The 22630-nt window shown below is 66.2% G+C and carries 24 protein-coding genes; 15 read left to right on the top strand and 9 right to left on the bottom strand.

From position 1 onward, the window contains the following. Window positions 1–7: 7 nt before the first annotated feature. On the bottom strand, window positions 8–622 hold the full coding sequence (locus tag U6115_RS22665) for a c-type cytochrome (protein WP_043571690.1): 615 nt from the start codon (window positions 620–622) through the stop codon (window positions 8–10). 92 nt (window positions 623–714) lie between these two features. On the opposite strand from U6115_RS22665, the gene yihA reads away from it, so the two are divergent. Then, window positions 715–1335 (top strand): ribosome biogenesis GTP-binding protein YihA/YsxC, encoded by a 621-nt coding sequence (yihA, locus tag U6115_RS22660; RefSeq protein ID WP_043571693.1) that lies wholly within the window; start codon window positions 715–717, stop codon window positions 1333–1335. A gap of 193 nt (window positions 1336–1528) precedes the next feature. Here yihA and U6115_RS22655 read toward each other — a convergent pair whose 3' ends face one another. From U6115_RS22655 to U6115_RS22645, 3 genes are read right to left on the bottom strand one after another with little or no spacing between them, the layout of a single operon-like run. Next, window positions 1529–2407, bottom strand: coding sequence for a septal ring lytic transglycosylase RlpA family protein (locus U6115_RS22655; protein WP_043571695.1), 879 nt, complete (start codon window positions 2405–2407; stop codon window positions 1529–1531). Between the two features lie 37 nt (window positions 2408–2444). Continuing rightward, entirely contained in the window at window positions 2445–2909 is a 465-nt protein-coding gene (trmL, locus tag U6115_RS22650) for a tRNA (uridine(34)/cytosine(34)/5-carboxymethylaminomethyluridine(34)-2'-O)-methyltransferase TrmL (protein WP_043571697.1), read from the bottom strand. Window positions 2910–2949: 40 nt separating this feature from the next. Continuing rightward, entirely contained in the window at window positions 2950–3660 is a 711-nt protein-coding gene (locus U6115_RS22645) for a ComF family protein (RefSeq protein WP_076098100.1), read from the bottom strand. Between the two features lie 100 nt (window positions 3661–3760). Here U6115_RS22645 and bioB point away from each other — a divergent pair, with 100 nt between their 5' ends. The 10 genes from bioB to U6115_RS22595 all read left to right on the top strand — a co-directional run bounded on the left by bioB (window position 3761) and on the right by U6115_RS22595 (window position 14590). Then, window positions 3761–4744, top strand: a complete 984-nt coding sequence (bioB, locus tag U6115_RS22640; protein ID WP_043571961.1) for a biotin synthase BioB — start codon at window positions 3761–3763, stop codon at window positions 4742–4744. A gap of 117 nt (window positions 4745–4861) precedes the next feature. After that, window positions 4862–6016 carry an 8-amino-7-oxononanoate synthase gene (gene bioF / locus U6115_RS22635; protein ID WP_043571699.1) on the top strand — a complete coding sequence of 385 codons (1155 nt, stop codon included), beginning with the start codon at window positions 4862–4864 and terminating at the stop codon, window positions 6014–6016. 185 nt (window positions 6017–6201) lie between these two features. Next, a complete protein-coding gene (locus tag U6115_RS22630; RefSeq protein ID WP_047237944.1) occupies window positions 6202–9045 on the top strand; it encodes a putative bifunctional diguanylate cyclase/phosphodiesterase in 2844 nt (947 codons plus the stop codon). Next, window positions 9035–9652 carry a class I SAM-dependent methyltransferase gene (locus U6115_RS22625; protein ID WP_043571704.1) on the top strand — a complete coding sequence of 206 codons (618 nt, stop codon included), beginning with the start codon at window positions 9035–9037 and terminating at the stop codon, window positions 9650–9652. The genes U6115_RS22630 and U6115_RS22625 overlap by 11 nt, the downstream gene beginning before the upstream one ends. Before the next feature lie 24 nt (window positions 9653–9676). Continuing rightward, window positions 9677–10441 (top strand): pimeloyl-ACP methyl ester esterase BioH, encoded by a 765-nt coding sequence (bioH, locus tag U6115_RS22620; RefSeq protein ID WP_043571706.1) that lies wholly within the window; start codon window positions 9677–9679, stop codon window positions 10439–10441. Beyond that, entirely contained in the window at window positions 10438–11346 is a 909-nt protein-coding gene (gene bioC / locus U6115_RS22615; protein WP_043571708.1) for a malonyl-ACP O-methyltransferase BioC, read from the top strand. Before bioH ends, bioC begins: the two co-directional genes overlap by 4 nt. A 34-nt stretch (window positions 11347–11380) precedes the next feature. Next, window positions 11381–11929 (top strand): GNAT family N-acetyltransferase, encoded by a 549-nt coding sequence (locus U6115_RS22610; protein WP_047237946.1) that lies wholly within the window; start codon window positions 11381–11383, stop codon window positions 11927–11929. A 15-nt stretch (window positions 11930–11944) separates the two neighbouring features. Next, window positions 11945–12844 carry a patatin-like phospholipase family protein gene (locus U6115_RS22605; RefSeq protein ID WP_099049597.1) on the top strand — a complete coding sequence of 300 codons (900 nt, stop codon included), beginning with the start codon at window positions 11945–11947 and terminating at the stop codon, window positions 12842–12844. 82 nt (window positions 12845–12926) lie between these two features. Next, a complete protein-coding gene (locus U6115_RS22600) occupies window positions 12927–13577 on the top strand; it encodes a glutathione S-transferase (protein WP_043571712.1) in 651 nt (216 codons plus the stop codon). A gap of 125 nt (window positions 13578–13702) precedes the next feature. Then, window positions 13703–14590 (top strand): sterol desaturase family protein, encoded by an 888-nt coding sequence (locus U6115_RS22595; RefSeq protein WP_043571715.1) that lies wholly within the window; start codon window positions 13703–13705, stop codon window positions 14588–14590. A gap of 61 nt (window positions 14591–14651) precedes the next feature. Here U6115_RS22595 and U6115_RS22590 read toward each other — a convergent pair whose 3' ends face one another. Continuing rightward, window positions 14652–15362, bottom strand: a complete 711-nt coding sequence (locus U6115_RS22590) for a glycine zipper 2TM domain-containing protein (RefSeq protein ID WP_052877897.1) — start codon at window positions 15360–15362, stop codon at window positions 14652–14654. A 352-nt stretch (window positions 15363–15714) separates the two neighbouring features. On the opposite strand from U6115_RS22590, the gene U6115_RS22585 reads away from it, so the two are divergent. Together U6115_RS22585 and U6115_RS22580 are read left to right on the top strand one after the other, a co-directional pair. After that, complete coding sequence (locus U6115_RS22585) at window positions 15715–17085, top strand: amino acid permease (RefSeq protein WP_043571717.1); 1371 nt, start codon at window positions 15715–15717, stop codon at window positions 17083–17085. A gap of 219 nt (window positions 17086–17304) precedes the next feature. Beyond that, window positions 17305–18618 (top strand): sodium-dependent transporter, encoded by a 1314-nt coding sequence (locus U6115_RS22580; protein WP_043571718.1) that lies wholly within the window; start codon window positions 17305–17307, stop codon window positions 18616–18618. On the opposite strand, the gene U6115_RS22575 is transcribed toward U6115_RS22580, so the two are convergent. The 4 genes from U6115_RS22575 to U6115_RS22560 all read right to left on the bottom strand — a co-directional run bounded on the left by U6115_RS22575 (window position 18613) and on the right by U6115_RS22560 (window position 21294). Then, window positions 18613–18936, bottom strand: coding sequence for an AzlD domain-containing protein (locus tag U6115_RS22575; protein ID WP_043571720.1), 324 nt, complete (start codon window positions 18934–18936; stop codon window positions 18613–18615). The genes U6115_RS22580 and U6115_RS22575 overlap by 6 nt on opposite strands. Further along, window positions 18933–19643 (bottom strand): AzlC family ABC transporter permease, encoded by a 711-nt coding sequence (locus U6115_RS22570; RefSeq protein WP_043571722.1) that lies wholly within the window; start codon window positions 19641–19643, stop codon window positions 18933–18935. The genes U6115_RS22575 and U6115_RS22570 overlap by 4 nt, the downstream gene beginning before the upstream one ends. Window positions 19644–19739: 96 nt before the next feature. Then, on the bottom strand, window positions 19740–20573 hold the full coding sequence (locus U6115_RS22565; RefSeq protein WP_043571727.1) for a helix-turn-helix domain-containing protein: 834 nt from the start codon (window positions 20571–20573) through the stop codon (window positions 19740–19742). A gap of 73 nt (window positions 20574–20646) precedes the next feature. Beyond that, window positions 20647–21294, bottom strand: coding sequence for a MarC family NAAT transporter (locus U6115_RS22560; protein WP_043571730.1), 648 nt, complete (start codon window positions 21292–21294; stop codon window positions 20647–20649). Between the two features lie 200 nt (window positions 21295–21494). On the opposite strand from U6115_RS22560, the gene U6115_RS22555 reads away from it, so the two are divergent. Together U6115_RS22555 and U6115_RS22550 are read left to right on the top strand one after the other, a co-directional pair. Continuing rightward, on the top strand, window positions 21495–21956 hold the full coding sequence (locus tag U6115_RS22555; RefSeq protein ID WP_043571732.1) for a copper chaperone PCu(A)C: 462 nt from the start codon (window positions 21495–21497) through the stop codon (window positions 21954–21956). A 352-nt stretch (window positions 21957–22308) separates the two neighbouring features. After that, window positions 22309–22620 carry an Rdx family protein gene (locus U6115_RS22550; protein WP_043571734.1) on the top strand — a complete coding sequence of 104 codons (312 nt, stop codon included), beginning with the start codon at window positions 22309–22311 and terminating at the stop codon, window positions 22618–22620. Window positions 22621–22630 lie beyond the last annotated feature (10 nt).

The raw sequence follows: 22630 nt of genomic DNA, 5'->3' as shown, positions 1-22630 counted from the left end.
TCACGGCTCAGCGCAGGCCGGAGATGTATTCGGAAACCGCCTTCATCTCGGCATCGGTCATGCGGCTGGCGATGTCGGCCATGATGGTGTTTTTGCGGTCGGTGCCGGCCTTGAAGTCGGCCAGCTGCTTGGCGACGTAGCCGGCGTGCTGGCTGCCCAGGCGCGGGAACTGGTCGGGCAGGCCCTTGCCGGCCGGTCCGTGGCAGGACATACAGGCCGGCACGTGGGTGGAGGCGTTGCCGACGCGGTAGATCTTGGCGCCCAGCGGCATCTGCTGCTTGTCGGCCGCTTCGCGCTCTTTCGGTTTTTGCTGGCTGAAATAGGCGGCCAGGTTGCGCATGTCGTCGTCGGACAGGCCGGCGCTCATGCCGAACATGGTGGGATTCTTGCGTTCGCCGCTCTTGAACGCCTTCAACTGGCTATACAGATACTGCGGGTTCTGGCCGGCCAGGGAGGGATTGGCCGCCGCGACGCTGTTGCCGTCCGCGCCGTGGCAGGCCGCGCAGACGGTATCCACGATCTGCTTGCCTTTTGCCGGGTCCCCCTTGGCCGCCGGAGCCGCCGCCAGCGCGGAGCCGGCCAGGGTTAGGGTTGCCATCGCCAACAGCATTTTACGTCTCATGGTCGCTCCTTTAGGGCGTTGCCCTAAAATATCTGTAAAAGTAGCAATTCCAAACCTGTTATTCTATACCAACTGATTTCAACCTTACTACCATGTCGATTTTTCAGAACGCCCGATTTTATACCACCGTCAACCACATGAAAGACCTGCCGGCCACCCGCGCCGAGGTCGCATTCGTGGGACGCTCCAACGCGGGCAAGTCCAGCGCCATCAACACGCTGGCCAACCGCACCCGGCTGGCCTATGTGTCGAAAACGCCCGGACGCACCCAGCATATCAACTTCTTCGAGCTGGGAGACGAGTGTTTTCTGGTGGATCTGCCCGGCTATGGCTACGCCGAAGTGCCGGAAGCGGTGCGCGCCCACTGGGTGGAGCTGCTGGGCCGCTACCTGCAGACGCGCCAGAGCCTGATCGGCCTTCTGTTGATTATGGACGCTCGCCACCCATTGAAGGAGCTGGATCGACGAATGCTGGAATTTTTCCGCGTCGCCGGCCGTCCGGTGCACATCTTGCTGTCCAAGGCCGACAAGATGTCGCGCCAGGAGCAGAGCAAGGTGCTGGCGCTGGTGAAGCGCGAACTGGCCGACTATCCGTCGGTCAGCGTGCAGATGTTCTCCAGCCTGAAGAAGACTGGAGTGGAGGAGGTGGAGCAGGTGGTGAAGGGCTGGTTCGACGCGCTGGAGCCGCAGCTCCCGCCGGCGGAGGAACTTTAAGCCCGGCTTGCCGCCTAAACAGCAGGTGTTCACACCTCCCGCTTGGCTCCCTGAGCGGGGCCTGGGTCGTTGATCGCCAGGCATTGCCCCGGACCGAAAGGCCGGGGCTTTTTATTGGCCGGCGGGCATGAAAAAAGGCGAAGGATGCATCCTTCGCCTTTCGCCCTGTGCCATACGGTTCAGCTGCCAGCCGCTACAGGCTGGTGATCACGGTCTCCACGTGCAGATTCTCGGCCGCGTTGCGCACGGCGTCATCCGACGGGAACGGTCCCAGGCGCACTTTGTACACCCCCTGCTGATTGACGATGCCGAGCTTGGAATCGTAATGATCGTCCAGCTCGCCCAACGTCTTCTGCAACAGCGCTTCGGCATTGGCCAGCGTGGAGAAAGTCCCCAGTTGCAGATACTTCGGATTGTCGCCTGCGCGCAACTCTCGGCTTGCCGGCTGGGTGGCCGGCTGCGCGGACGCGGAGTAGGTGTTGTCGGCTGCGGGCCAGACGCGGTCTACCGCGATCTTGGCGCTGCCCTGCTGGATAAAGCCCAGCTTGTACGCGGCGGCGTACGACAGATCCATCAAACGGCTCCTGTGGAACGGTCCGCGGTCATTGACGCGCACCACCACGGACTTGCCGTTGGTCAGATTGGTCACCCGGGCATAGCTCGGGATCGGCAGCGTCGGATGCGCCGCGGTCATGGCGAACATGTCGTATCGTTCGCCCGAGGACGTCTTGCGTCCGTGGAACTGCTTGCCGTACCAAGAGGCACGGCCTGTGGCGTGGTAAGGCTTTTCTCGCACATCGGGACGGAAGCTCATGCCCAGCGCCGAGTAAGGCAGGTTGGCCGATTTGATCAGCGGCTCATCCTGCGGCACGGCGTCGGGCACCAGATTCAGGTTGACCGGGATATGATCGGCCGGACCGTCGTTCTGGAAATAAGCTCCGTTCTTGGCGACGGTCTTCTTGTTGGTCGGCGAAGCCGACTGGTTTGTGGCGCTGGCCGTCTTCACGGTGGAACAGGCCACAAGCACGAGACTGACGAATACAAGCCACAGCCATCGGAGTACAGGTTGCATAAACCTCCCTATGCTGTTGGGCCAACCTTGCGAACTGCTATACCCCCCCTGCGAAATCGAGCTGCCGCCATGCCTCGTACACTGTCACCGCGACAGCGTTGGACAGGTTGAGGCTTCTCGACTCGGGACGCATCGGCAATCGAATCCTTTGCTGCGCCGGCAGGGCAGCCAGCACATCTTGCGGCAAGCCGCGGGATTCGGGACCGAACAGAAAAACGTCCCCGGGTTGGTAGGAAATCCGGTCATGGCGCGTAGCGCCCTTGGTCGTCGCGGCGAAAATCCGTCGTCCGTGAAGGGCCTGCAAACAGGCAGGCCAGTCTTCGTGGACCACAACGCGGGCATACTCGTGGTAATCGAGTCCTGCGCGCCGCAACTTGGCGTCCTCGAGCGGAAAGCCCAAGGGTTTGACCAGATGCAGTTCACAGCCGGTGTTGGCACATAAACGAATCACATTGCCCGTGTTGGGCGGGATTTCCGGCTGAAATAGAACAACAGTGAACATCGTTGGCAGGCTGGATTGTTCCAAGGAATCAAAATCTTGGTCAAGTTTTTGGGGAAAACGCCCGGGCCAGCACCCATGCATCGACCCGTTCCGCCCCCTGTTTTTTGAGCGCTTTGGCCAGGGAGGAGAGGGTGGCGCCGCTGGTGGCGACGTCGTCTATGATGGCAATGGAAAGCCCGTCGCAGCGGCGTTTTACGCCGAATGCATGACGCACGTTTCGCAGTCTTGCGGCGCGACCGAGCGAGGCTTGCGGCAATGTGTTGCATTTTCGCCAACACAGGTCGTCCGAAAAACGGCTGTTTATTGTAACAGCGAACGCTTTGGCAAGCTCGGAACTCTGATTGAAGCCTCTTTCCGCAAGTCTTTCATTTGCCAATGGAACGGGAATGACAAGGTCGTATTTGCAGGCTTGACAAGCGGCGAAATCGGTGAGCAGGCCGGTCAGCGTCCCGGCCAATTGTAAGCGTTTGCCGTACTTGAATGCATGGACCAGGCCATTCAGGGGGTAGCCAAACAGATAGGGAACGTGTAGCGCGTCGAAGGCCGGCGGATGACGCTGACAGTGGCCGCACAGCGCGCTGTCCGGGGTCGGTTCTGAGCAACGCGGGCAATGCGCGGCGGGCAGCCGCGGCAGCATCTGGCGGCAGGGCGGACAGAGCGCCTGCTGGCTGTCGGCCGCGCCGCACAGCGCGCATTTTTGATTAATAAATGAGCAATTGTCAATTAAGGCATTGAGCAGGTTTGACAGCATCGCTTCCGGGCTCCAAGATTTTGCGGTTCCTGCCCGAGTAGGCAGGGTGACGAACGATCCGGTTCGCCGCCAAAATGACAAACACATGTTGGAGCATAAGATGCATTCAGTGACGATGGAGTTCAAGCGCCCGGCCGCCCCGCATCCGGAAAAGGCCAATTGGAGCGTCGACGAGGTGGAGGCGCTGCTGGGTCTGCCCTTCATGGAGCTGGTGTTCCGCGCCGCCGAAATCCATCGGCAGTTTTTCGATCCGACCCGCGTCCAGCTGTCGACGCTGGTGTCGATCAAGACCGGCGGCTGTCCGGAAGACTGCGGCTATTGCCCGCAGTCGGTGCATCACGACACCCCGGTGGCCAACCAGCCGATGATGACGGTGGACGAGGTGGTCGCCGCGGCGCGCCAGGCCAAGGCCAACGGCGCCGGGCGCTTCTGCATGGGCGCCGCCTGGCGCGGCCCCAAGGACGCCGACCTGCAGAAGACGCTGGAAATGGTCAGCCAGGTGAAGGCGCTGGGGCTGGAAACCTGCGCCACCTTCGGCCTGCTGCGCGACGGCCAGGCGGAACAGCTGAAGCAGGCCGGCCTCGATTACTACAACCATAATCTGGACACCGCGCCGGACAAGTACGCCGACATCATCCAGACCCGCGAGTACGAAGACCGGCTGGACACGCTGGGCAAGGTGCGCTCGGCCGGGCTGTCGGTGTGCTGCGGCGGCATCGTCGGCATGAACGAGACCCGGCGCGACCGCGCCGGCCTGATCGCCCAGCTGGCGAACCTGGATCCCCAGCCGGAGTCGGTGCCCGTCAACAACCTGGTCAAGGTGGTGGGCACGCCGCTGGAGGGCGCGGAAACGCTGGACTGGACCGAGTTCGTCCGCACCATCGCGGTGGCGCGCGTCACCATGCCGCGCAGCTATGTGCGCTTGTCCGCCGGCCGCCGCGAAATGGACGAAGCCACCCAGGCGCTGTGCTTCCTGGCCGGCGCCAACTCGATATTTTATGGCGACAAATTGCTGACGACGGGGAACCCGGATGTGCTGGCCGACCAGGCGCTGATGCAAAAACTGGATCTGCAGGCGCTGTAAAAATAAATCTTCGCAATTTCCCGCTGTCGGCTTAAATGCAAACATATATATAGTGTGTCGTGCCGGGGTGGCTTGGCCGCCGCGGTTTGGTCAACAACGTAAAAGAGTGCAATCGCCATGCGCCTACAAGACCTGTCCGCAGCCCTGCTGGATCTGGACGCCAGCCACCGCCGCCGCCAACGCGCGTGCCTCGAGTCGCCGCAAGGCGCCGAGATCGTCGTCGACGGCGAGGAATACCTGTCTTTCGCCAGCAACGACTACCTCGGACTGGCCGACCACCCGTCGCTGGTGCGCGCGCTGCAGCAGGGCGCGGACCGCTGGGGCGCCGGCAGCGGCGCCTCGCACCTGCTCACCGGCCACAGCCAGGCGCACCAGCAGGCCGAGGAGGCGCTGGCGCGCTTCGTCGGCCGCGAGGCCGCGCTGCTGTTCGGCTCGGGCTACGCCGCCAATCTGGCGGTGATCACCAGCCTGGTCGGCCGCGGCGACGCGGTGTTCGCCGACAAGCTGAACCACGCTTCGCTGAACGACGGCTGTCTGCTGTCGCGCGCCGATTTCCACCGTTTCCGCCATAACGATCTCAACCAGCTCGAACAATTGCTGGCCGCCAGCGGCGCGCGCACCAAGCTGATCGCGGTGGACGCGGTATACAGCATGGATGGCGACGAGGCGCCGCTGCCGGAGCTGCTGGCGCTGGCCGAACGCTACGACGCCTGGCTGTACGTCGACGACGCCCACGGTTTCGGCGTGCTCGGGCAAGGCCGCGGCGCGTTGGCCGAACATGACCTCTCAAGCGAGCGGCTGGTCTATATGGCGACGCTGGGCAAGGCGGCAGGACTGGCCGGTGCTTTTGTCGCCGGCGGCCGTCTGCTGATCGAGTGGCTGGTCAACCGCGCCCGCACCTATATCTTCAGCACCGCCCAGCCGCCGGCGCTGGCCGCCGCCGTCGGCGTCAGCCTGCGCTTGATAGAGGAGGCCGGCGACAGGCGCGAACGGCTGCGGCTGCTGGCGGCGCGCTGCCGCGCGCGCCTCGACGGCACGCGGTATTCGGGCGGGGCTTCCCGTACCCCGATTCAACCATTTATCATAGGCGGCGATGCGCATGCCATGAGACTGGCTCAAGGTTTGCGGGAGCAAGGCTATTGGGTGCCCGCCATCCGCCCGCCGACGGTGCCGGAGAATGGTGCCAGGCTGCGGATTTCGCTGTCGGCCCAGCATGAGGTGTCGCAATTGGACGCCTTGCTGGACTGCATGCTGCAGCTGGCCGAAAGCTGATCGCCCGCCGCCGCGGAAATCGCCTCGGCATGCCATCGCCGCGCTGACGACGCAAGCCCGGAGTCCCGACTCCGGGCTTTCGCATATCCGGCCGCCCAGGCGGCGGCGGGGCCGCGCCGGCCTTGGGGAAGGGGCGCGGGGCGTCGCGTGCGGATTTTCCAGCTAACTCATACTACGATAACGACATGAAGAGCACGGCTGAATACCTGGAGACTCCGGAACAGGCTGCCGGACGGGCGCTGGCGCTGCTGTGGCAGGCCGGCAGCCTGGCGGCCATCGCCGCATGGGGGCAGGCGGACGGGAAATGGCGGAGGCTGGCCAGCTTGGGGGCGGCCGACGCGCTGCCGGCGGCCGAGGCCCTGGACGGCGATCGGCTGCCGGGGCCGGACGGCGGCGCGCTGGCGTTGCGCGCCGCCGGCAAGACGCTGGGATGGCTGGTGTGGCGCGGCCGGGAGCCGGCGGGAATGGCCGATGTCGCCGCCTTGTTGACCGGCCATTTGCAATGCGCCGCGTTGCGCGACGAGCAGGCGGCGGCCCGGCTCGCCAATGAAACCATGCTGGAGATCAATCTGCTGGCCGGCGAAAGCGGCGCGCCGGAGCGCATGCTGCCGCGGCTGCACCGGCTGATGATGCGCTTGATGGATGCCAGCAATTTCCACATCGCTTTGTACGACGCCGACAATGCCACGCTGCGCTATCCCTTTTACGCCGACCGGCGTGATCCGGCGCCGCCAGGACCCGACGCGGTGTTTGCCGCCGGCGCGGACAGCGGCTCGCTGGCGGCCTGGCTGATCCGCGGCGGCAAGCCGATGGTGATGAGCCAGCAGCGGCTGCTGGAAGTGTGCGGCCAGGAGGGGCTGACGCCGCCGGCGGCGTTGCCGGCTTGCTGGATGGGCGCGCCGCTGGCCGATGCCGGCGGCGAGTGGATCGGCGCGGTGGTGCTGCAGCAGTACGATGACCAGGCGCCGCTCTCCTCGGCCGAACAACTGCTGTTCATGTTCGCCGCGCGCCATGTCGGTTTCGCGCTGGACCGGGTGCTGCATCGCGGCCAGTTGGAGCGCCAGGTCTGGCTGCGCACCAGCGAGCTGGAGGGCGCCAACGCCAGGCTGCGGGCCGAAGTGTCCAACCGCCGCCGCGCCGAGCAATTCCAGGACGTGCTGTTCCGCATCGCCGAACTGTCCAATACCAGCTTGTCGCTGGAGGCCTTTCTCAGCGGCCTGCACCGGCTGCTGGCGGAAATGGTGCCGGCGCGCAACTGCATGGTCGCCTTGTACGACATGGTCAACGACCGCATCGGCTTTCCGTACTGCGCCGACGAGTACTCGCCGCCGCTGCAGCCGCGCAAACCCGGCAAGGGCTTCATCGAGCAGGTGCTGCATAGCGGCCGGCCATTGCTGGTGGACCCGTACAGCCCGCTGCAGGCGCAAATGGAAGACGTCGGCGGCATGCGGCCGCAAAGCTGGCTGGGCGTGCCGCTGTATTGCGGCCACGAGCTGCTGGGCGTGCTGGCGGTGCAAAGCTACCAGAGCGACGTGTCCTACAGTTACCGCGATCAGGAGGTGCTGGAATTCGTCGCCAACAATATCGGCGCCGCGCTGGCCAGGGTGCGCGCGCTGGAAAGCCTGCAGCAGGCCTACGCCGAACTGGAGCAGCGCGTGCGCGAGCGCACCAGCGAGCTGGACGCGGTCAACGCCCAGCTGGAATTCGACAGCCTGCACGACCCGCTGACCAAGCTGCCCAACCGCACCTATTTCGCCAAGGCGCTGCGCCGCGCCTGGGACGCCTATGCCGACGGCGGCGACCGTTTCGCGGTGGTGTTCATCGATCTGGACCGCTTCAAGCTGGTCAACGACACCCTGGGCCACCTGGCGGGCGACCACCTGCTGTTCGAGGCCGGCGCGCGCATCCGCTCCTGCCTGCGCCATTATGATTTTCTGGCCCGCCTCGGCGGCGACGAGTTCGCGGTGCTGATGTTCGGCATGGACGCGGCGGACGAGTGCGAGGTGATCGCCCGCCGCATCGTCAGCGAATTCGAGCGCGCGGTGATCCTGGCCGGCCGCGAGGTGTTTTCCACCGCCAGCGTCGGCGTGGTGCTGGCCGACCGCGAGCATTACCACAAGGCCGACGACCTGCTGCGCGACGCCGACCACGCGATGTACTGCACCAAGCAGCAGGGCCGCCAGGGCTACACCCTGTTCAGCCACCAGCTGCGGATAGACCAGGCCGACCAGCTGGCGCTGGAAGCCGAATTGCGGCGCGCGCTGGAGGAGGAAGGCCAGCTGATCCCTTACTACCAGCCTTTCATCGAGGCCAGGACCGGCAAGCTGGCGGGCTTCGAAACCTTGGTGCGCTGGCGGCACCCGCAGCGCGGCCTGATCTCGCCGGCGGTGTTTCTGCCGATGGCCGAGGAGAGCGGGCTGATCAATCGGCTGGACCGCTACATGATCAACGCCGCTTGCGCCCAGTTGCAGGCCTGGCGCGGCGAGGGCCGGGTCGGCGAGGACATCGGCCTGCACATCAACCTGTCGTCGGCCAATTTCCACGATCCCGACCTGGTCGGCTGGATAGGCGAGCGCATCGTCCATTACCAGCTGCCGCCGGCGATGCTGCACCTGGAAATCACCGAAAGCGCGTTGATCGACCAGCCGGAAACCGCGTCCAGCGTGATGCAGGCGCTGCACGGCCTGGGGGTGAAGCTGGCGCTGGACGATTTCGGCACCGGCTATTCGGCGCTGTCCTACCTGCATCGCTACCGCTTCGACGTGCTGAAGATAGACCAGTCCTTCGTGTTCGATCTGGACCGCAAGGAGGAATCGGCCGCCATCGTCCGCGCCATCCTGGCGCTGGCGCGGGCGCTGGACCTGGACGTGGTGGCCGAAGGGGTGGAGACGGCCGCCCAGCTGGCGATGCTGCAGGAGATGCATTGCAGCAAGCTGCAGGGCTTCTATTTCGCCGCGCCGGCGCCGGCCTGGCATATCGACTGGGAGCGGCTGGCGCGCTTCGAGCAGGAAATCCGCTGTGCGGCGTGAATGGTCGACCCGCTTCAACCGCTGGCGCTACGATCTGTACGCGCCGCTCTACGACAAGCTGGCGCAGGGCTTCGCCGCCGGCCGCCGCCGCTCGCTGGGCCTGCTCAATCCGCAGCCGGGCGAGCAGGTGCTGCTGGTGGCGGCCGGCACCGGCCTGGATCTGGACTTCCTGGTGCGCTGCCGTCATCTCACCGCCATCGACATCGCCCCGGCGATGCTGGAACAGCTGCGCGAGCGCGCGCGCAAGCTGGGGATGGAGGTGCGCGCCGAGCTGATGGATGCGCAGCGGCTGGATTTTCCCGACGCGAGCTTCGACGCGGCGGTGCTGCATCTGGCTTTGGCGGTGGTGCCCGACCCGCAGGCCTGCCTGCGCGAGGTGGAGCGGGTGCTGAAGCCCGGCGGCCGGGCGGTGGTGTTCGACAAGTTCCTGGCCGACGGCGCGCGCGCGCCGTTATGGCGCAGGGCCGGCAATCTGCTGGCTCGGCTGCTGGCCAGCGACGTCAACCGGCGGCTCGGCGACATCGTCGCCGTCACCAAATTGCAACCGATTCACGACGAAGAAGCGGGCCTGGGTGGTTTCTTTCGCATCGTACTCTTGCGAAAATAGCGTCTTTGCCTCATTTGTCTGTCCATGAATCTGTTTGTTGAAACGCTGGGCCAGGGGCCGGACGTGGTCATGTTGCACGGCTGGGGGCTGCACGGCGGCGTATTCGCCCGGGTGGCCGAACATCTGGCGGGGCGTTTCTGCGTCCATCTGGTGGATCTGCCCGGCCATGGCGCGTCGCCGGCGCTGGCCGGTTTCGACGCCGACGCGGTGGCCGACTTGGTCGCGTCCCATTTCCCGCTGCCCGTGCAGGTGGTGGGCTGGTCGCTGGGCGGCCTGATCGCCCAGCACTGGGCGGCGCGCCATCCCGAACGGGTGAAGAGCCTGGCGCTGGTGTCGACCAGCCCGCGCTTCGTCCGCGACGAAACCTGGCCGCACGCGCAGGAGCGCAAGGCTATCGAAGCGGTGGCCGCCAGCCTGGACGGCGCTTTCGAGCAGACGCTGGAGCGCTTCCTCGCGCTGCAGATGATGGGCGCGCCGGCGGCGCGCGACACCCTGAAGTCCTTGCGCGGCGAGCTGTTTTCCCATGGCCGGCCGCAAGGCCTGCTGCCGGCGCTGCAGCTGTTGCTGGAGGCCGACGCCCGTTCGCTGGCCGGCCGCATCCGCTGCCCGGCGGCGCTGTTCTGCGGCGCGCGCGACGCCATCACCCCGATAGGCGCCGGCCGCTGGTTGGCTGAGGCATTGCCCGACGCCGTCCTTTACGAATTCCCGCAAGCCTCGCACGCGCCCTTCCTGTCGCATGAACAGGATTTCGTGCGCGCGCTTGCCCAGCATCTGGAAGCCCAGGCATGAGTGAAGCGTTTTATACCGACAAGGCGCGGGTGCGCGCCTCGTTCGAAAAGGCCGCGGCCAGCTACGATTCGGCGGCGGTGCTGCAGCGCGAGGTGTCCGACCGGATGGCCGAGCGGCTGGAGTACATCAAGCATCAGCCGGCGGTGATTCTCGACGCCGGCGCCGGCACCGGCTACGGCGCCGCGCAATTGCGCGGCCGCTACCCGCAGGCGCGGGTGCTGGAGCTGGACCTGGCGCATGCGATGCTGCTGGCCTCGCGCGAGCGCGGCCGCGCCGGCGACGGCCTGTTGAAAAAGCTGTTCAAGCCCAGCCTGCCGTGGCAGGTAGTGGCCGACATCGAGCGGCTGCCGCTGGCCGACGACAGCGTCGACATGATCTGGTCCAACCTGACCATCCAGTGGATCAACGTGCCGGACAAGATGTTCGCCGAGCTGCGCCGGGTGCTGAAGCCCGATGGCCTGCTGATGTTCTCCACGCTGGGTCCGGACACGCTGCACGAGCTGCGCGGCGCCTTCGCCGGCGTCGACGCCGCCACCCACGTCAACCAGTTCATCGACATGCACGACATCGGCGACGCGCTGATGCGCGCCGGCTTCGCCGAGCCGGTGATGGACATGGAAAAGATCGTATTGACCTACGACGACGCCAAAGGCGCGATGCGCGACCTGAAGGCGATAGGCGCGCACAACGCCACCGCTGGCCGCGGCCGCGGCCTGATGGGCAAGGCGGCCTGGCGCAAGGTGGAAGAAGCCTATGAAAAGCACCGCCGCGACGGCAAGCTGCCGGCCAGCTACGAAGTGGTGTACGGCCACGCCTGGAAAGGCAGCGGCAAGAAGGTGGCCAAGATGACCGACGACGGCCGCCAGGTGATCGAATTCGTCAAGAAAGCGCCGCGCGCCGATTGAGCGGCAACCAGCGGCGCGCACGGGAGAAGGCTGCATGCGTGTGGACATCCGCAATGCCTGCCGCGAAGACGCGGCGAGTTTGGCCGCCCTGTCGATCCAGGTGTGGCTGAGCACCTATGCGTTCGACGGCATCCGCCAGGCGTTGGCCGACTACGTGCTGACGGAATTCACGCCGGAAAAGATGGCGGCCCTGATCGCCGATCCGGCGCGTCAGCTGCTGGTGATGGAGAAAGACGGCCATCTGCTGGGTTACGCGCAGCTGAAACTGGACGCAGCCTGCGAGGGCTGCGATGCCCCGTCGCTGGAAGCGGAGCGGGTCTATCTGGTGGAGAGCCATACCGGGCATGGCCTGGGCCGGCGGCTGATGGACGCGGCGCGGCAATGGGCGCTGGCGCAGCCCGGCCAGCCGCGGCTGTGGCTGCGCGTGTGGCACGGCAACGCGCGCGCGATCGCGTTTTACCGCCGCGTCGGCATGGCGCTGCACGGCGAGACCCATTTTGAATTGGAGGGCGCGCGGCATCTGAATTACGTGATGCTGGATCCCGCGCCCATTGGGGCGGCCATGGCGGCCGTCGATGTCTGAAAGACTGATGGAATCATGATTAGCAAGAGCATTCTACGTCCCGCGCTGCTGGCCGGGATCGCCTCCCTGTTGTCCGCCTGCATGACCGCCACGCCGCCGGAGAGCGCCGCCGTGGCCAAACCCTTGCCCAAGCCCAGGATCGCGCTGGCGCTGGGCGGCGGCGCGGTGAAGGGCTTCGCCCACATCGGCGTGATCAAGGTGCTGGAAGGGGCCGGCATCACGCCGGACATCATCGTTGGCACCAGCGCCGGCAGCGTGGTGGGCAGCCTGTACGCCTCCGGCCTCACCGGCATGCAGCTGCAGCAGCGCGCCATCGCGCTGGACCAGGCCGATCTGACCGACTGGACGCTGTCGACCAAGGGCGTGCTCAAGGGCGAGAAGCTGCAGAACTGGATCAACGCCCAGGTGGGCAACCGGCCGCTGGAAAAACTGGGCAAACCTTTCGCCGCGGTGGCCACCGAGCTGGATTCCGGCCGCCGGGTAGTGTTCCGCACCGGCAACACCGGCCAGGCGGTGCGCGCCTCGGCCAGCATCCCCAATGTGTTCCTGCCGGTGAAGATCGGCGGCAAGAGCTATGTCGACGGCGGCCTGGTCAGCCCGGTGCCGGTCAGCGCCGCCCGCGAAATGGGCGCGCAGTTCGTCATCGCCGTCGACATCACCGGCCGTCCCAAGCCCGGCCGCGCCACCGGCTTCCTGTCGATGCTGGACCAGAGCCTGAGCATCATGAACGGCCCGGCGCTGACGCAGGAGCTGAAGCAGGCCGACGTGGTGATCCACCCGAACGTGCTGAACATCGGCTCGGCCGAATTCGAAGCGCGCAACCAGGCCATTCTGGAAGGCGAGAAGGCGGCGCAGCAGATGCTGCCGCAGATTCGCCAATTGCTGCAGCAAAAGAGCCTGGCGCTGGCTAAATAAGGGAATAGGCTGGATGATGTAGGCCGCGCGCCGATGCCTCGCCCGCATCGGCGCTTACGAACACATCGCTATTGGAGTCGGCATGATCAAACTTCACGGTATTCCGCTATCGCCTTATTACAACAAGGTGAAGATCGCCTTGCTGGAGAAGGGCGTCAATTTCCAGGAAGTGGTGACGACGCCCTCGCAAGAGGACGAGCTGCTGGAAAAGAGCCCGATGGGCAAGATTCCCTTCGTCGAGATCAATGGCCACCCGCTGGCCGAATCCACGGTGATCCTGGAGTGGCTGGAGGATGCCTATCCCACCGCCTCGCTGCTGCCGCCGACGCCCAACAGCCGCGCGCTGGCGCGCGAGCTGACCGCGATGCTTGAGTTGTACGTGATGCTGCCGGCCAGCCCGCTGATCCGCCACATGCTGAAAGGCACCCGGCCGGAGCCGGAGAAATGCGAGGAGATCCGCCAGGCGCTGGCGCGCGGCATCGGCGCGGTGGCCAAGCTGGCGCAGTGCCGTCCTTGGCTCGCCGGGGAGGATTTCAGCTTCGCCGACCTCAGCGCCGCCGGCATCCTGCCGGTGGTGGCGCGCTTGAGCCAGACTTTCCTCAGCGAGGACATGACGCTGCGGCTGTCCGGTTGCGGCGAATACCTGCAGCGCTTGGGCTGTCGCCACAGCGTGGCCCGCGTCTGGGCCGACCGCGACGCTTCGCTGGCGGCGCTGATGGCGCGCCGCGACTAGCCCGCCTATGGTTTTATTGCCACATGGCGGCGGCGGAGCCGCCATGGCCGGCGTCCGCAGTTGACAGCCGGGCAGGCTTAGAGCCTAAACTCCAATCGAGTGTTTGCTCGTTTGAGGGGGCGTCGATGAAGTTTCCGGTTGAGTTGATCCTGCTGGCGCTGGTGCCGGTATTCCTGTTGTTCGTCGCCGGCGAGCTGTGGCTGCTGCGGCGCGGCGGCCGCATCGGCTTGTATGATCTGCGCGACTCGCTCTGCTGCGCCGCGCTGGGCCTGTTGCACCAGGGCGCCGACAAGCTGGCCTGGCTGTTGGTGCTGCCCCTGTACGGCTGGATCTACCAACATCACCGCCTGTTCCAGTTTTCCGATAGCTGGCTGAGCTTCTTCCTGTTGTTCCTGGGGCAGGATTTCCTCTATTACTGGTTCCACCGCGTCAGCCACCGCGTGCGCTGGCTGTGGGCGGCGCACAGCGTCCACCACAGTTCCACCCGGATGAATTTCACCACCGCTTTCCGTCAGAGCCTGATGTACCCGTTGGCGGGCATGTGGGCGTTCTGGCTACCCTTGGCCTGGGTGGGCTTTCCGCCCGAGCAAGTGGTGGCGGTGGTGCTGCTCAACCTGGCTTTCCAGTTTTTCGTCCATACCCAGGCGGTGCCCAAGCTGGGCTGGCTGGAGTACGTGTTCAACACCCCGTCGATCCACCGCAGCCACCATGCCAAGAATCCGCGCTACATCGATCACAACTACGCCGGCGTGCTGGTGGTGTGGGACCGCCTGTTCGGCACTTATGCCGAGGAGCTGGACAGCGAACCGTGCGACTACGGCACCGTGAAGCCGGTGAACAGCTTCAACCCGCTATGGGTCAGCGTGGCGGAATGGCGCGACATGCTGGCCGAGGCATGGCGCGCCGATAACTGGCGCGACCGCTGGCTGGCGCTGTTCGGTCCGCCGGAGGCGGCGGAAGAGGCGGCTTCGCGCCAGCGCGCGCGGCTGCAGGCGCAGCGTCAGGCCGCTTGAGCGGCGCGCGGCAAAAAGGCCCGGTTTTCCGGGCCTTTCGCATGGGGCTGGCGCCCGGCGCTCACATCAGCAGCTTGCCGTCTTTCGCTGGCAGGGTCTTGCCCTCCGGCTTCTCATCCATCCGCACCGTGGCGGTTTTGCCGTCCAGCGAGTAGCGGACGTCGTAGCCGACCACTTTTTCCTTGTCTACGTTTTCGGTGTTGCAGATGGTCTGGGTGCTGGTCACCTGATCGCGCTGCTGCATGCCTTCCTGCACCTTGTTGCCGGCCAGGCCGCCGGCCAGCGCGCCGATCACGGTGGCGGCCTTCTTGCCGTTGCCGCCGCCCACCTGGTTGCCGAGCAGGCCGCCGACCACGCCGCCGATCACCGAGCCGGCGATGCGGTTGTTGTCCTGCACCGGCGCCTGATGCGCCACTTGCTCCTGATGGCAGACCTGCTTGGGCTCGCTGACGGTCTGCTTGATCGGCGTGACGCCCAGCACCTTGGCATAGCTGGCGTGAACCGGCTTCGGCCTGGGCGCCGGGGCCGGAGCAGCGGCGGCGGCGGGCGCGGCCGCTTTCGGCGCGGCTTGCGCCACCACGGCGGAGGCGGCGCTGGGCGCCAGCGCCTGCACGGCCGGCGCGGATGCCGCGGCCAGCGGCGCGCTGGCCGGGATGACCGTGGCCGGAGTGGCCGGCGCCGCCGGTTTCAAGGCCTGGATGCCGGCTACCCCGATGGCGCCGAGCGCGATGCCGCCGCCCAGAATGCTGGCGATCAATATCGGTTGTTTCATTGTTATCTCCCTGATATGGCGAACGAAGCGCCACTTGCTGCTCAGACACTGCATGTTGACAGACAGTTTCCGGCGCTGTGTTCGCCATTTGTCACAGCAGGTAACCGAACGTTCGTGCCGCGCCGGATCGGGCTAGGGTGGAAATTTGCAGCTTGATGGGGTGGTTTTGGCAATTTATGGTTTGATATTGCCAATATAAGAGAATTTTATTTTTAAAATGCAATCGAATGGCATGTTTTGGGCATATATATTGTATCCAAGGGTTTGACGGCCAGCCGCGCCGGATGGTTAGATGGCGGAGCACCTGTCAGGGTGGCCTAGCTTGCCGCCCACCCCACAAGGAGAATTCACCGTGAGCGAAACCCAAACCGGTTTGAAGCGAGAGCTGAAAAACCGCCACATCCAGCTGATCGCGCTAGGCGGCGCGGTCGGCACCGGCCTGTTCCTCGGCTCGGCCAGCGTGCTGAAGTCGGCTGGCCCGTCGATGATCCTCGGCTACGCCATCGCCGGCTTCATCGCCTTTCTGATCATGCGCCAGTTGGGCGAGATGGTGGCCGAAGAGCCGGTAGCCGGCTCGTTCAGCCATTTCGCCTACCGTTACTGGGGCAAGTTCGCCGGCTTCCTGTCCGGCTGGAACTACTGGGTGCTGTACGTGCTGGTCGGCATGGCCGAACTGACCGCGGTGGGCGAGTACGTGCGCTACTGGTGGCCGAATGTGCCGACCTGGACCACCGCGCTGGTCTGCTTCGTCGCGATCAACGGCATCAACCTCGCGAACGTCAAATCCTACGGCGAGTCCGAGTTCTGGTTCGCGCTGATCAAGGTGGCGGCGGTGATCGCGATGATCGTCTTCGGCGGCTACCTGCTGCTGTCGGGCACCGGCGGTCCGCAGGCTTCGGTCAGCAATCTGTGGAACGATGGCGGTTTCTTCCCGCACGGCGTCAATGGCCTGTTCATGATGATGGCGGTGATCATGTTCTCCTTCGGCGGCCTGGAGCTGATCGGCATGACCGCGGCCGAGGCGTCCGATCCGCAGAAGACCATCCCCAAAGCCGTCAACCAGGTGATCTACCGCATCCTGATCTTCTACATCGGCTCGCTGGTGGTGTTGCTGTCGCTGTACCCGTGGAGCAAGGTGGCCGCCGGCGGCAGCCCCTTCGTGATGATCTTCGAGCAGATCGGCGCCGGCTTCACCGCCCACGCGCTGAACTTCGTGGTGTTGACCGCGGCGCTGTCGGTGTACAACAGCGGCGTCTACGCCACCAGCCGCATGCTGTTCAGCCTGGCGGAGCAGGGCAACGCGCCGGCCGGCCTGAAAAAGCTGGACAAGCGCGGCGTGCCGGTCAACGCGACGCTGGTGTCGGCGATCGCCACCTTCGCCTGCGTGATCCTCAACTACCTGTTGCCGGGCCAGGCTTTCGGCATCCTGATGTCGCTGGTGGTGGCGGCGCTGGTGACCAACTGGGCGATGATCAGCCTGACGCACTTGAAGTTCCGCCGCGCCAAGGCCGGCCTGGCGCTGGTGTTCCCGTCGATCTGGTTCCCGGCGGCCAACTGGCTCTGCCTGGCCTTCATGATCATGATCCTGGGCATCTTGCTGTTCACGCCGGGGATGGCGGTGTCGGTCTACGTGCTGCCGCTGTGGCTGGGCCTGTTGTGGCTGGGCTTCCGCCTGAAGAAAGCCGGGCCGGCCGATGGCAGGCTGGTTGGCGAAAACGTCTGAGCGCGCATGCCGGACTTGACGCCTGGGGGCGCAAACCGGCATGCTTGAACCATCATGAAGCAGATTATTTCACTCCAAAGCCGAAATTGGTGGTGGCGCGGCTAAGCCGGCGCGCCAGGAGTGTTCGTATCCGCTTTCCGGGCCGCCGTCATGGGCGGCCTTGTTGTATCCAGCTTTTCACCCCGTGCGGCGGCAAACTGTTCTGACTCAGGAGTTGTCATGCCGCGCACGCAATGGGGTTCCCGCCTCGGTTTCATTCTGGCTTCGGCCGGCGCCACGGTGGGCCTCGGTTCCATCTGGAAGTTTCCCTACGTCACCGCCATGAACGGCGGCGGCGCGTTTCTGCTGGTGTATCTGGCTTTTACCTTCACCATGGGGCTGGCCCTGCTGCAGGCCGAGCTGGCGCTGGGCCGCGCCGCCGGCTGCGGCGCGGTGGGCGCGTTCGCCCGGCTGGGATCGCCGCGCTGGAAGCTGCTGGGCTACGGCGGCGTGCTGTGCTGCTTCCTGATATTTTCCTTCTACAGCGTAGTCGGCGGCTGGACGCTGGGCTATCTGCTGCGCGCGCTGGACGGCCGGGTGATGAGCGATGACGTCGGCGCGCTGGGCGCCTTGTTCGGCCAGTACGTCGGCAATCCGGCCGAGGCGCTGCTGACCCACGCGCTGTTCGCCGGCCTGACGCTGTTGGTGGTGGCGGGCGGCGTGCAAAAAGGCATCGAACGCATGGGCAAGCTGCTGATGCCCTTGCTGTTCCTGCTGATGCTGGGCCTGATCGCCCGCGCCTTGACCCTGCCCGGCGCGATGGCAGGGGTGGAAGCGTTGTTCCGGCCGGATTTCGCCCGGCTGACGCCGGGCATGCTGGTGGAGGCGCTGGGCCTGGCTTGCTTCTCGCTGTCGGTGGGCGCCGGCTGCATGCTGGCCTACGGCTCCTACCTCGGGCCGGGCACCAGGCTCGGCAATTCCGCGCTATGGGTGACCGGCCTGACCGCGCTGACCTCGGTGCTGGCCGGTTTGATGATCTTCCCCGCCATCTACGCCTTCGGCCTGAATCCGCAGGCCGGTCCGGGCCTGACTTATATGGTGATGCCGGTGGTGTTCAACCACCTGCCCTACGGCCAGCTGTTCGCCACCGCTTTCTTCGCGCTGCTGCTGATGGCGGCGCTGACTTCGGCGGTATCGCTGCTGGAGGTGGTGGCCATCCTGCCGATAGACGAGTTCGGCGTCGGCCGGCGCCAGGCGACGCTGGCGGTGACCGCGCTGGCCTTTCTGGCCGGCGTGCCGGCGGCGCTGTCGTTCGGCCCGCTGGCGGATTGCAGGCTGTTCGGCCGCAACGCCTTCGAGCTGATGGACTACGCCGCGTCCAATGTGCTGTTGCCGCTGGGCTGCATCGGCACCGCCTTGTTCGCCGGGCGCGTGGCGTGGCCGGCGGTGCGGGACGAGCTGCGGCTGTCCGCGCCGGCTGCGCTGCTGATGCGCGTCGCCTGCCGCTGGCTGGCGCCGCTGCTGATAGGCCTGGTGTTGGCCTACAACCTATAGCAGCCAGCGCAGCGCGCCGTAGACGGCGAAGCTGACCACGATGGCCAGCAGCGTTTTGCCGTTTTTCCAGGCCACGGCGATGGCGACGATGGTGCCGGCCAGATAGGCGTTATGCCAGGACAGGTCTATGGTTCCGGCGGGCGCCAGCGCCATCGGCGCCACCAGCGCCGACAGCACCGCCGCCGGCACGTAGTGCAGCGCGCGGTTCAGCCAGCCGGGAAAGGCCAGCCGCTGGCCGAAGACCAGGAAGCTGGCGCGTATCGCCAGCGTGGCGGCCAGCATGCCGATGATGGCCGCCCAGTGTTGCCATGAGTTCATGCCGCCTCCCGTTTCTGTCCGCGTTCCAGCAGCATGCCGGCGGCGACGCCGGCCAGCGCCGCCAGCATCAGGTCCAGCTTGTAGGGCAGGCCGCGCGCCAGCAGCGCCACCGCGCCGGCCGCCAGCGCCGCGGCCAGCGTCGGCCGCTTCTTCAGCTGCGGCGCGACGATGGCGGCGAAGGTGGCCACCATCGCGAAATCCAGCCCCAATTGGTCCAGCCCCGGCACCGAGCGCCCCAGCGCCACGCCGGCCAGCGTCCATAGCTGCCAGTTCAGATACATCGACAGCGACGATCCCAGCCAATACCACTGGCCGCCGTCCGCGCCCAGGCTGCGGAAGCGGTGCTCCACCACGGCGAAGGTCTCGTCGGTGAGCCAGAACGCCAGCGGCCAGCGCCAGGCCAGCGGCCATGGCCGCGCGTAGGGCAGCAGCGTGGCGCTGTACAGCGCGTGGCGCAGGTTGACGACGAAGGTGGTCAGCCAGATCACCGGCAGGGCGGCGCCGGCGGAAACCAGGCTGACGGCGATGAACTGCGAGGAACCGGCGAAGACCAGTAGCGACATCGCCGCCGTGGCGGCGGGCGACAGTCCGGCGGCGATGGCCAGGGTGCCGAAGATCACGCCGAACGGCGCCGCACCCACCATCATCGGGATGGTGTCGCGCGCGCCGTCCAGCAGCCAGCGGCGGCGGTCGGATAAGGAAGGCATGGATGAATCCTGCGTGCGGCGGGGCCGGACATCGGCCCTTTGTTCCTGATGATGGAGCAGGCCGCCCTGCCTGTCTTGAACGATTTTGCGGGCGGCTCAGCGGGGGCGCGCGCCCACGGCCTTCTGATAGGCGGCCGGCGTGACGCCCAGCGTCTGCTGAAACGCGCGGGTCAGGTGCGGCTGGTCGGCGAAGCCCAGTTCCAGCGCCGCCGCGCCGGGCCGCATGCCGGCCGCCAGCAGCTTGCGGGCGCGCGCCACCCGCAGCTGGTTGCGCCAGGCCACCGGCGGCAGGCCGGTCTCGCGCTTGAACAGGCGGCACAATTGCCACGGCGACAAGCCGACCGCCGCCGCCAGCTGCTGCAGCGAGTGGTTGGCGGCGGGATCGTCGGCCAGCATTTGCCTGACGGTTTCCACGGGGCCGGGGGCGGATGCCGGCTCGTCCGGGCGCAGCCGCATGTATTTGACCAACACCTCGCTGAACACCGCGGCCAGCGCCGATTCGCGCCGCAAGGCGTCGCGGCTGTCGCGCAGCAGCAGGTGCAGGCTGTCCAGCCGGCGCGCGAGGCCGGGGTCGACGACGACGGTGTCGCGGAAATAGGGCAGGCCGGCCTTGCCGTTCAGGTCGGCGGCCAGCCGGCCCATCATGTCGACGCCGGGATAGAAGCCGCGGTAGGCCCAGCCGTTTTCGTGCGCGGTCTCGCCGGTGTGCACTTCGCCGGGGTTGATCAGCACCAGCGCGCCGACGCCGGCGCGGTGCAGGCCGCCGCGGTGGCGGTAGGACTGCGCGCCCAGGGTCAGCGTGTTGACGACGAATTGTTCATGGAAGTGGGGCGGGAAGGTCCGCTCGGCGTATTGCGCGTCCAGGCATTCCAGCGCGCCGAGGTCGTCGGCGCGGAACAGCTCGGAGCGTTCGGCGGAAGAGGCGGGCATGGCGCGGACCTGCGGTGGAGATCCGCCCATTGTGGCAGAGGCGGCGCGGCTTGTGCGCGCCGGCTTGTCTGGCTTAGGAGCCGGCCATGAAGGTGCGGATGCCGGAACCGACGAACTGCACGCCGATGCAGATCAGCAAAAAGCCCATCAGCCGCGTCATCACCTCGCGGCCGCCGCGGCCCAGCCGGGCTGAGATCAGCTGCGACGACTTCAGCGTCAGCCACATGCCGGCGCAGGTCAGGCCGATGGCGGCGAAGGTCATCGCGAAGGCCAGCGCCTTGGCCGGCAGCGTGGTCAGTTCGGCGATCTCGGTGGAGATGCCGATCACCACCGCGATGGTGCCGGGGCCGCTGATGCCGGGCATCGCCAGCGGGAAGAACGCGTAGTCCTCGCGTTCGCCCGATTGCTTGGGCGTCTGGCCAGGGTCTTGCGACAGGAACAGCATCCGGTAGCCCAGCACCGCCACCACGAAGCCGCCGGCGATGCGCAGCGCGCCATAGGAAATGCCGAAGGCAGCCATGATCAGGTTGCCGGCCAGCAGGCTCACCACCATGATGGCGGCGGCGAACACGCAGGCGCGGCGGGCCTGGCTGGCGCGGCCGGCATCGCTCATCTCGCGGGTCAGCGTGATGAACAGGGGAATCTTGGACAGCGGGTTGGTGATGGTGATCAGGCTGAGCAGACCGCCAAACAGGAATTGCAGCGACAACGTTTTGAACATGATGCGGGGCCGATTGAATAGCCTGCCGATTGTAGAGCGTTCCGCCAGCGCCGGATAGCGCGCGCCCGCGCTTTAAACCAGCGGCATGGCGGGGTGTGGCAGCCGCGCCGACGCCTGCGACATTTTGCCGCGCCGCCCAGTTGTTTCGTCATGGTAAAGTGGGGCGCTATTTTCTCCCATCATTCATAACGGAGTCCGCGATGAAACGTTTCGCCGCCGCCTTGTTCGGCCTGTGCCTGTCCGGCCTGGCCGCCGCCCATTCCTTCCAGCTGGGCGACATCCACATCGGCCATCCGTGGAGCCGCGCGATGCCGGCCACCAGCACCACCGGCGGCGTCTACCTGTCGCTGAAGAACCAGGGCAAGACCGAAGACAAGCTGGTGTCGGCCAGCACTCCGCGCGCGGAAGCCGCCGAACTGCACACCCACGTCAACGACAACGGCGTGATGCGGATGCGCAAGGTGGAAGGCGGCGTGGCGATCGCGCCGGGCCAGACCGTGAAATTCGCCCCGGGCAGCTACCACGTGATGCTGATGGGCCTGAAGCAGCCGCTGAACAAGGGCGACCACTTCCCGCTGACGCTGAAGTTCGAGAAGGCCGGCAGCGTCACCGTGGACGTGGTGGTGCAGGACGGCGGCGAAGGCGACAGCCACAGCCACTGAGCGTTGGCGCATTGATGGACAGCGGCTGCCCCGGCGGGCAAGCCGCTGTTTTTATTCGTCTTGCCGCGGCGTTGCGCCGAAGTTACATGGTGCTTTGCAGCAACTGTCCGTCCCGGGAGCATTCGCTTTACACCCGCGGCGGCGCTCGGCACACTGGCACCGGGTAATGAGTTTTGAACAAGACGTCATCACCGGCCGCCGGCTCCCGAAACTGGTTTTGCGCCAAGTCTGCCTATAAAAGAGAAACGATGGAGGAGCGGGTGTTCCACACCCGACAACAAGCTACAAGACAGGGGGCCGGCGTCGTTTTTCTGCGGTATGCTGTGCTTTTGTCCCGCCATCGACTTTCGTCATGACCACCTCCGTTTCCTCCCCGCTTCCCGCCGCCTTGCCCCGGGTCGTCATCCACTATTGCACCGGTTGCCGCTGGCTGCTGCGCGCCGGCTGGCTGGCGCAGGAGCTGCTGACCACCTTTGAGAAAGAGCTGGCCGAAGTGGCGCTGCGTCCCGGCAGCGGCGGCGTGTTCCGCGTCGAGGTGGACGGCGAATTGCTGTGGGACCGCAAGGCGGAAGACGGCTTTCCCGAGCTGAAAATCCTCAAGCAGCGGCTGCGCGACCGCATCGCGCCGGACAAGGCGCTGGGCCACAGCGACCGCCAATCCTGACTTTCGCCGC

The sequence above is a fragment of the Chromobacterium subtsugae genome, assembly GCF_035919665.1.
In the GTDB taxonomy this organism is placed as follows: Bacteria; Pseudomonadota; Gammaproteobacteria; order Burkholderiales; family Chromobacteriaceae; genus Chromobacterium; species Chromobacterium subtsugae.
This window is presented reverse-complemented; position numbering and strand designations above follow the sequence as displayed.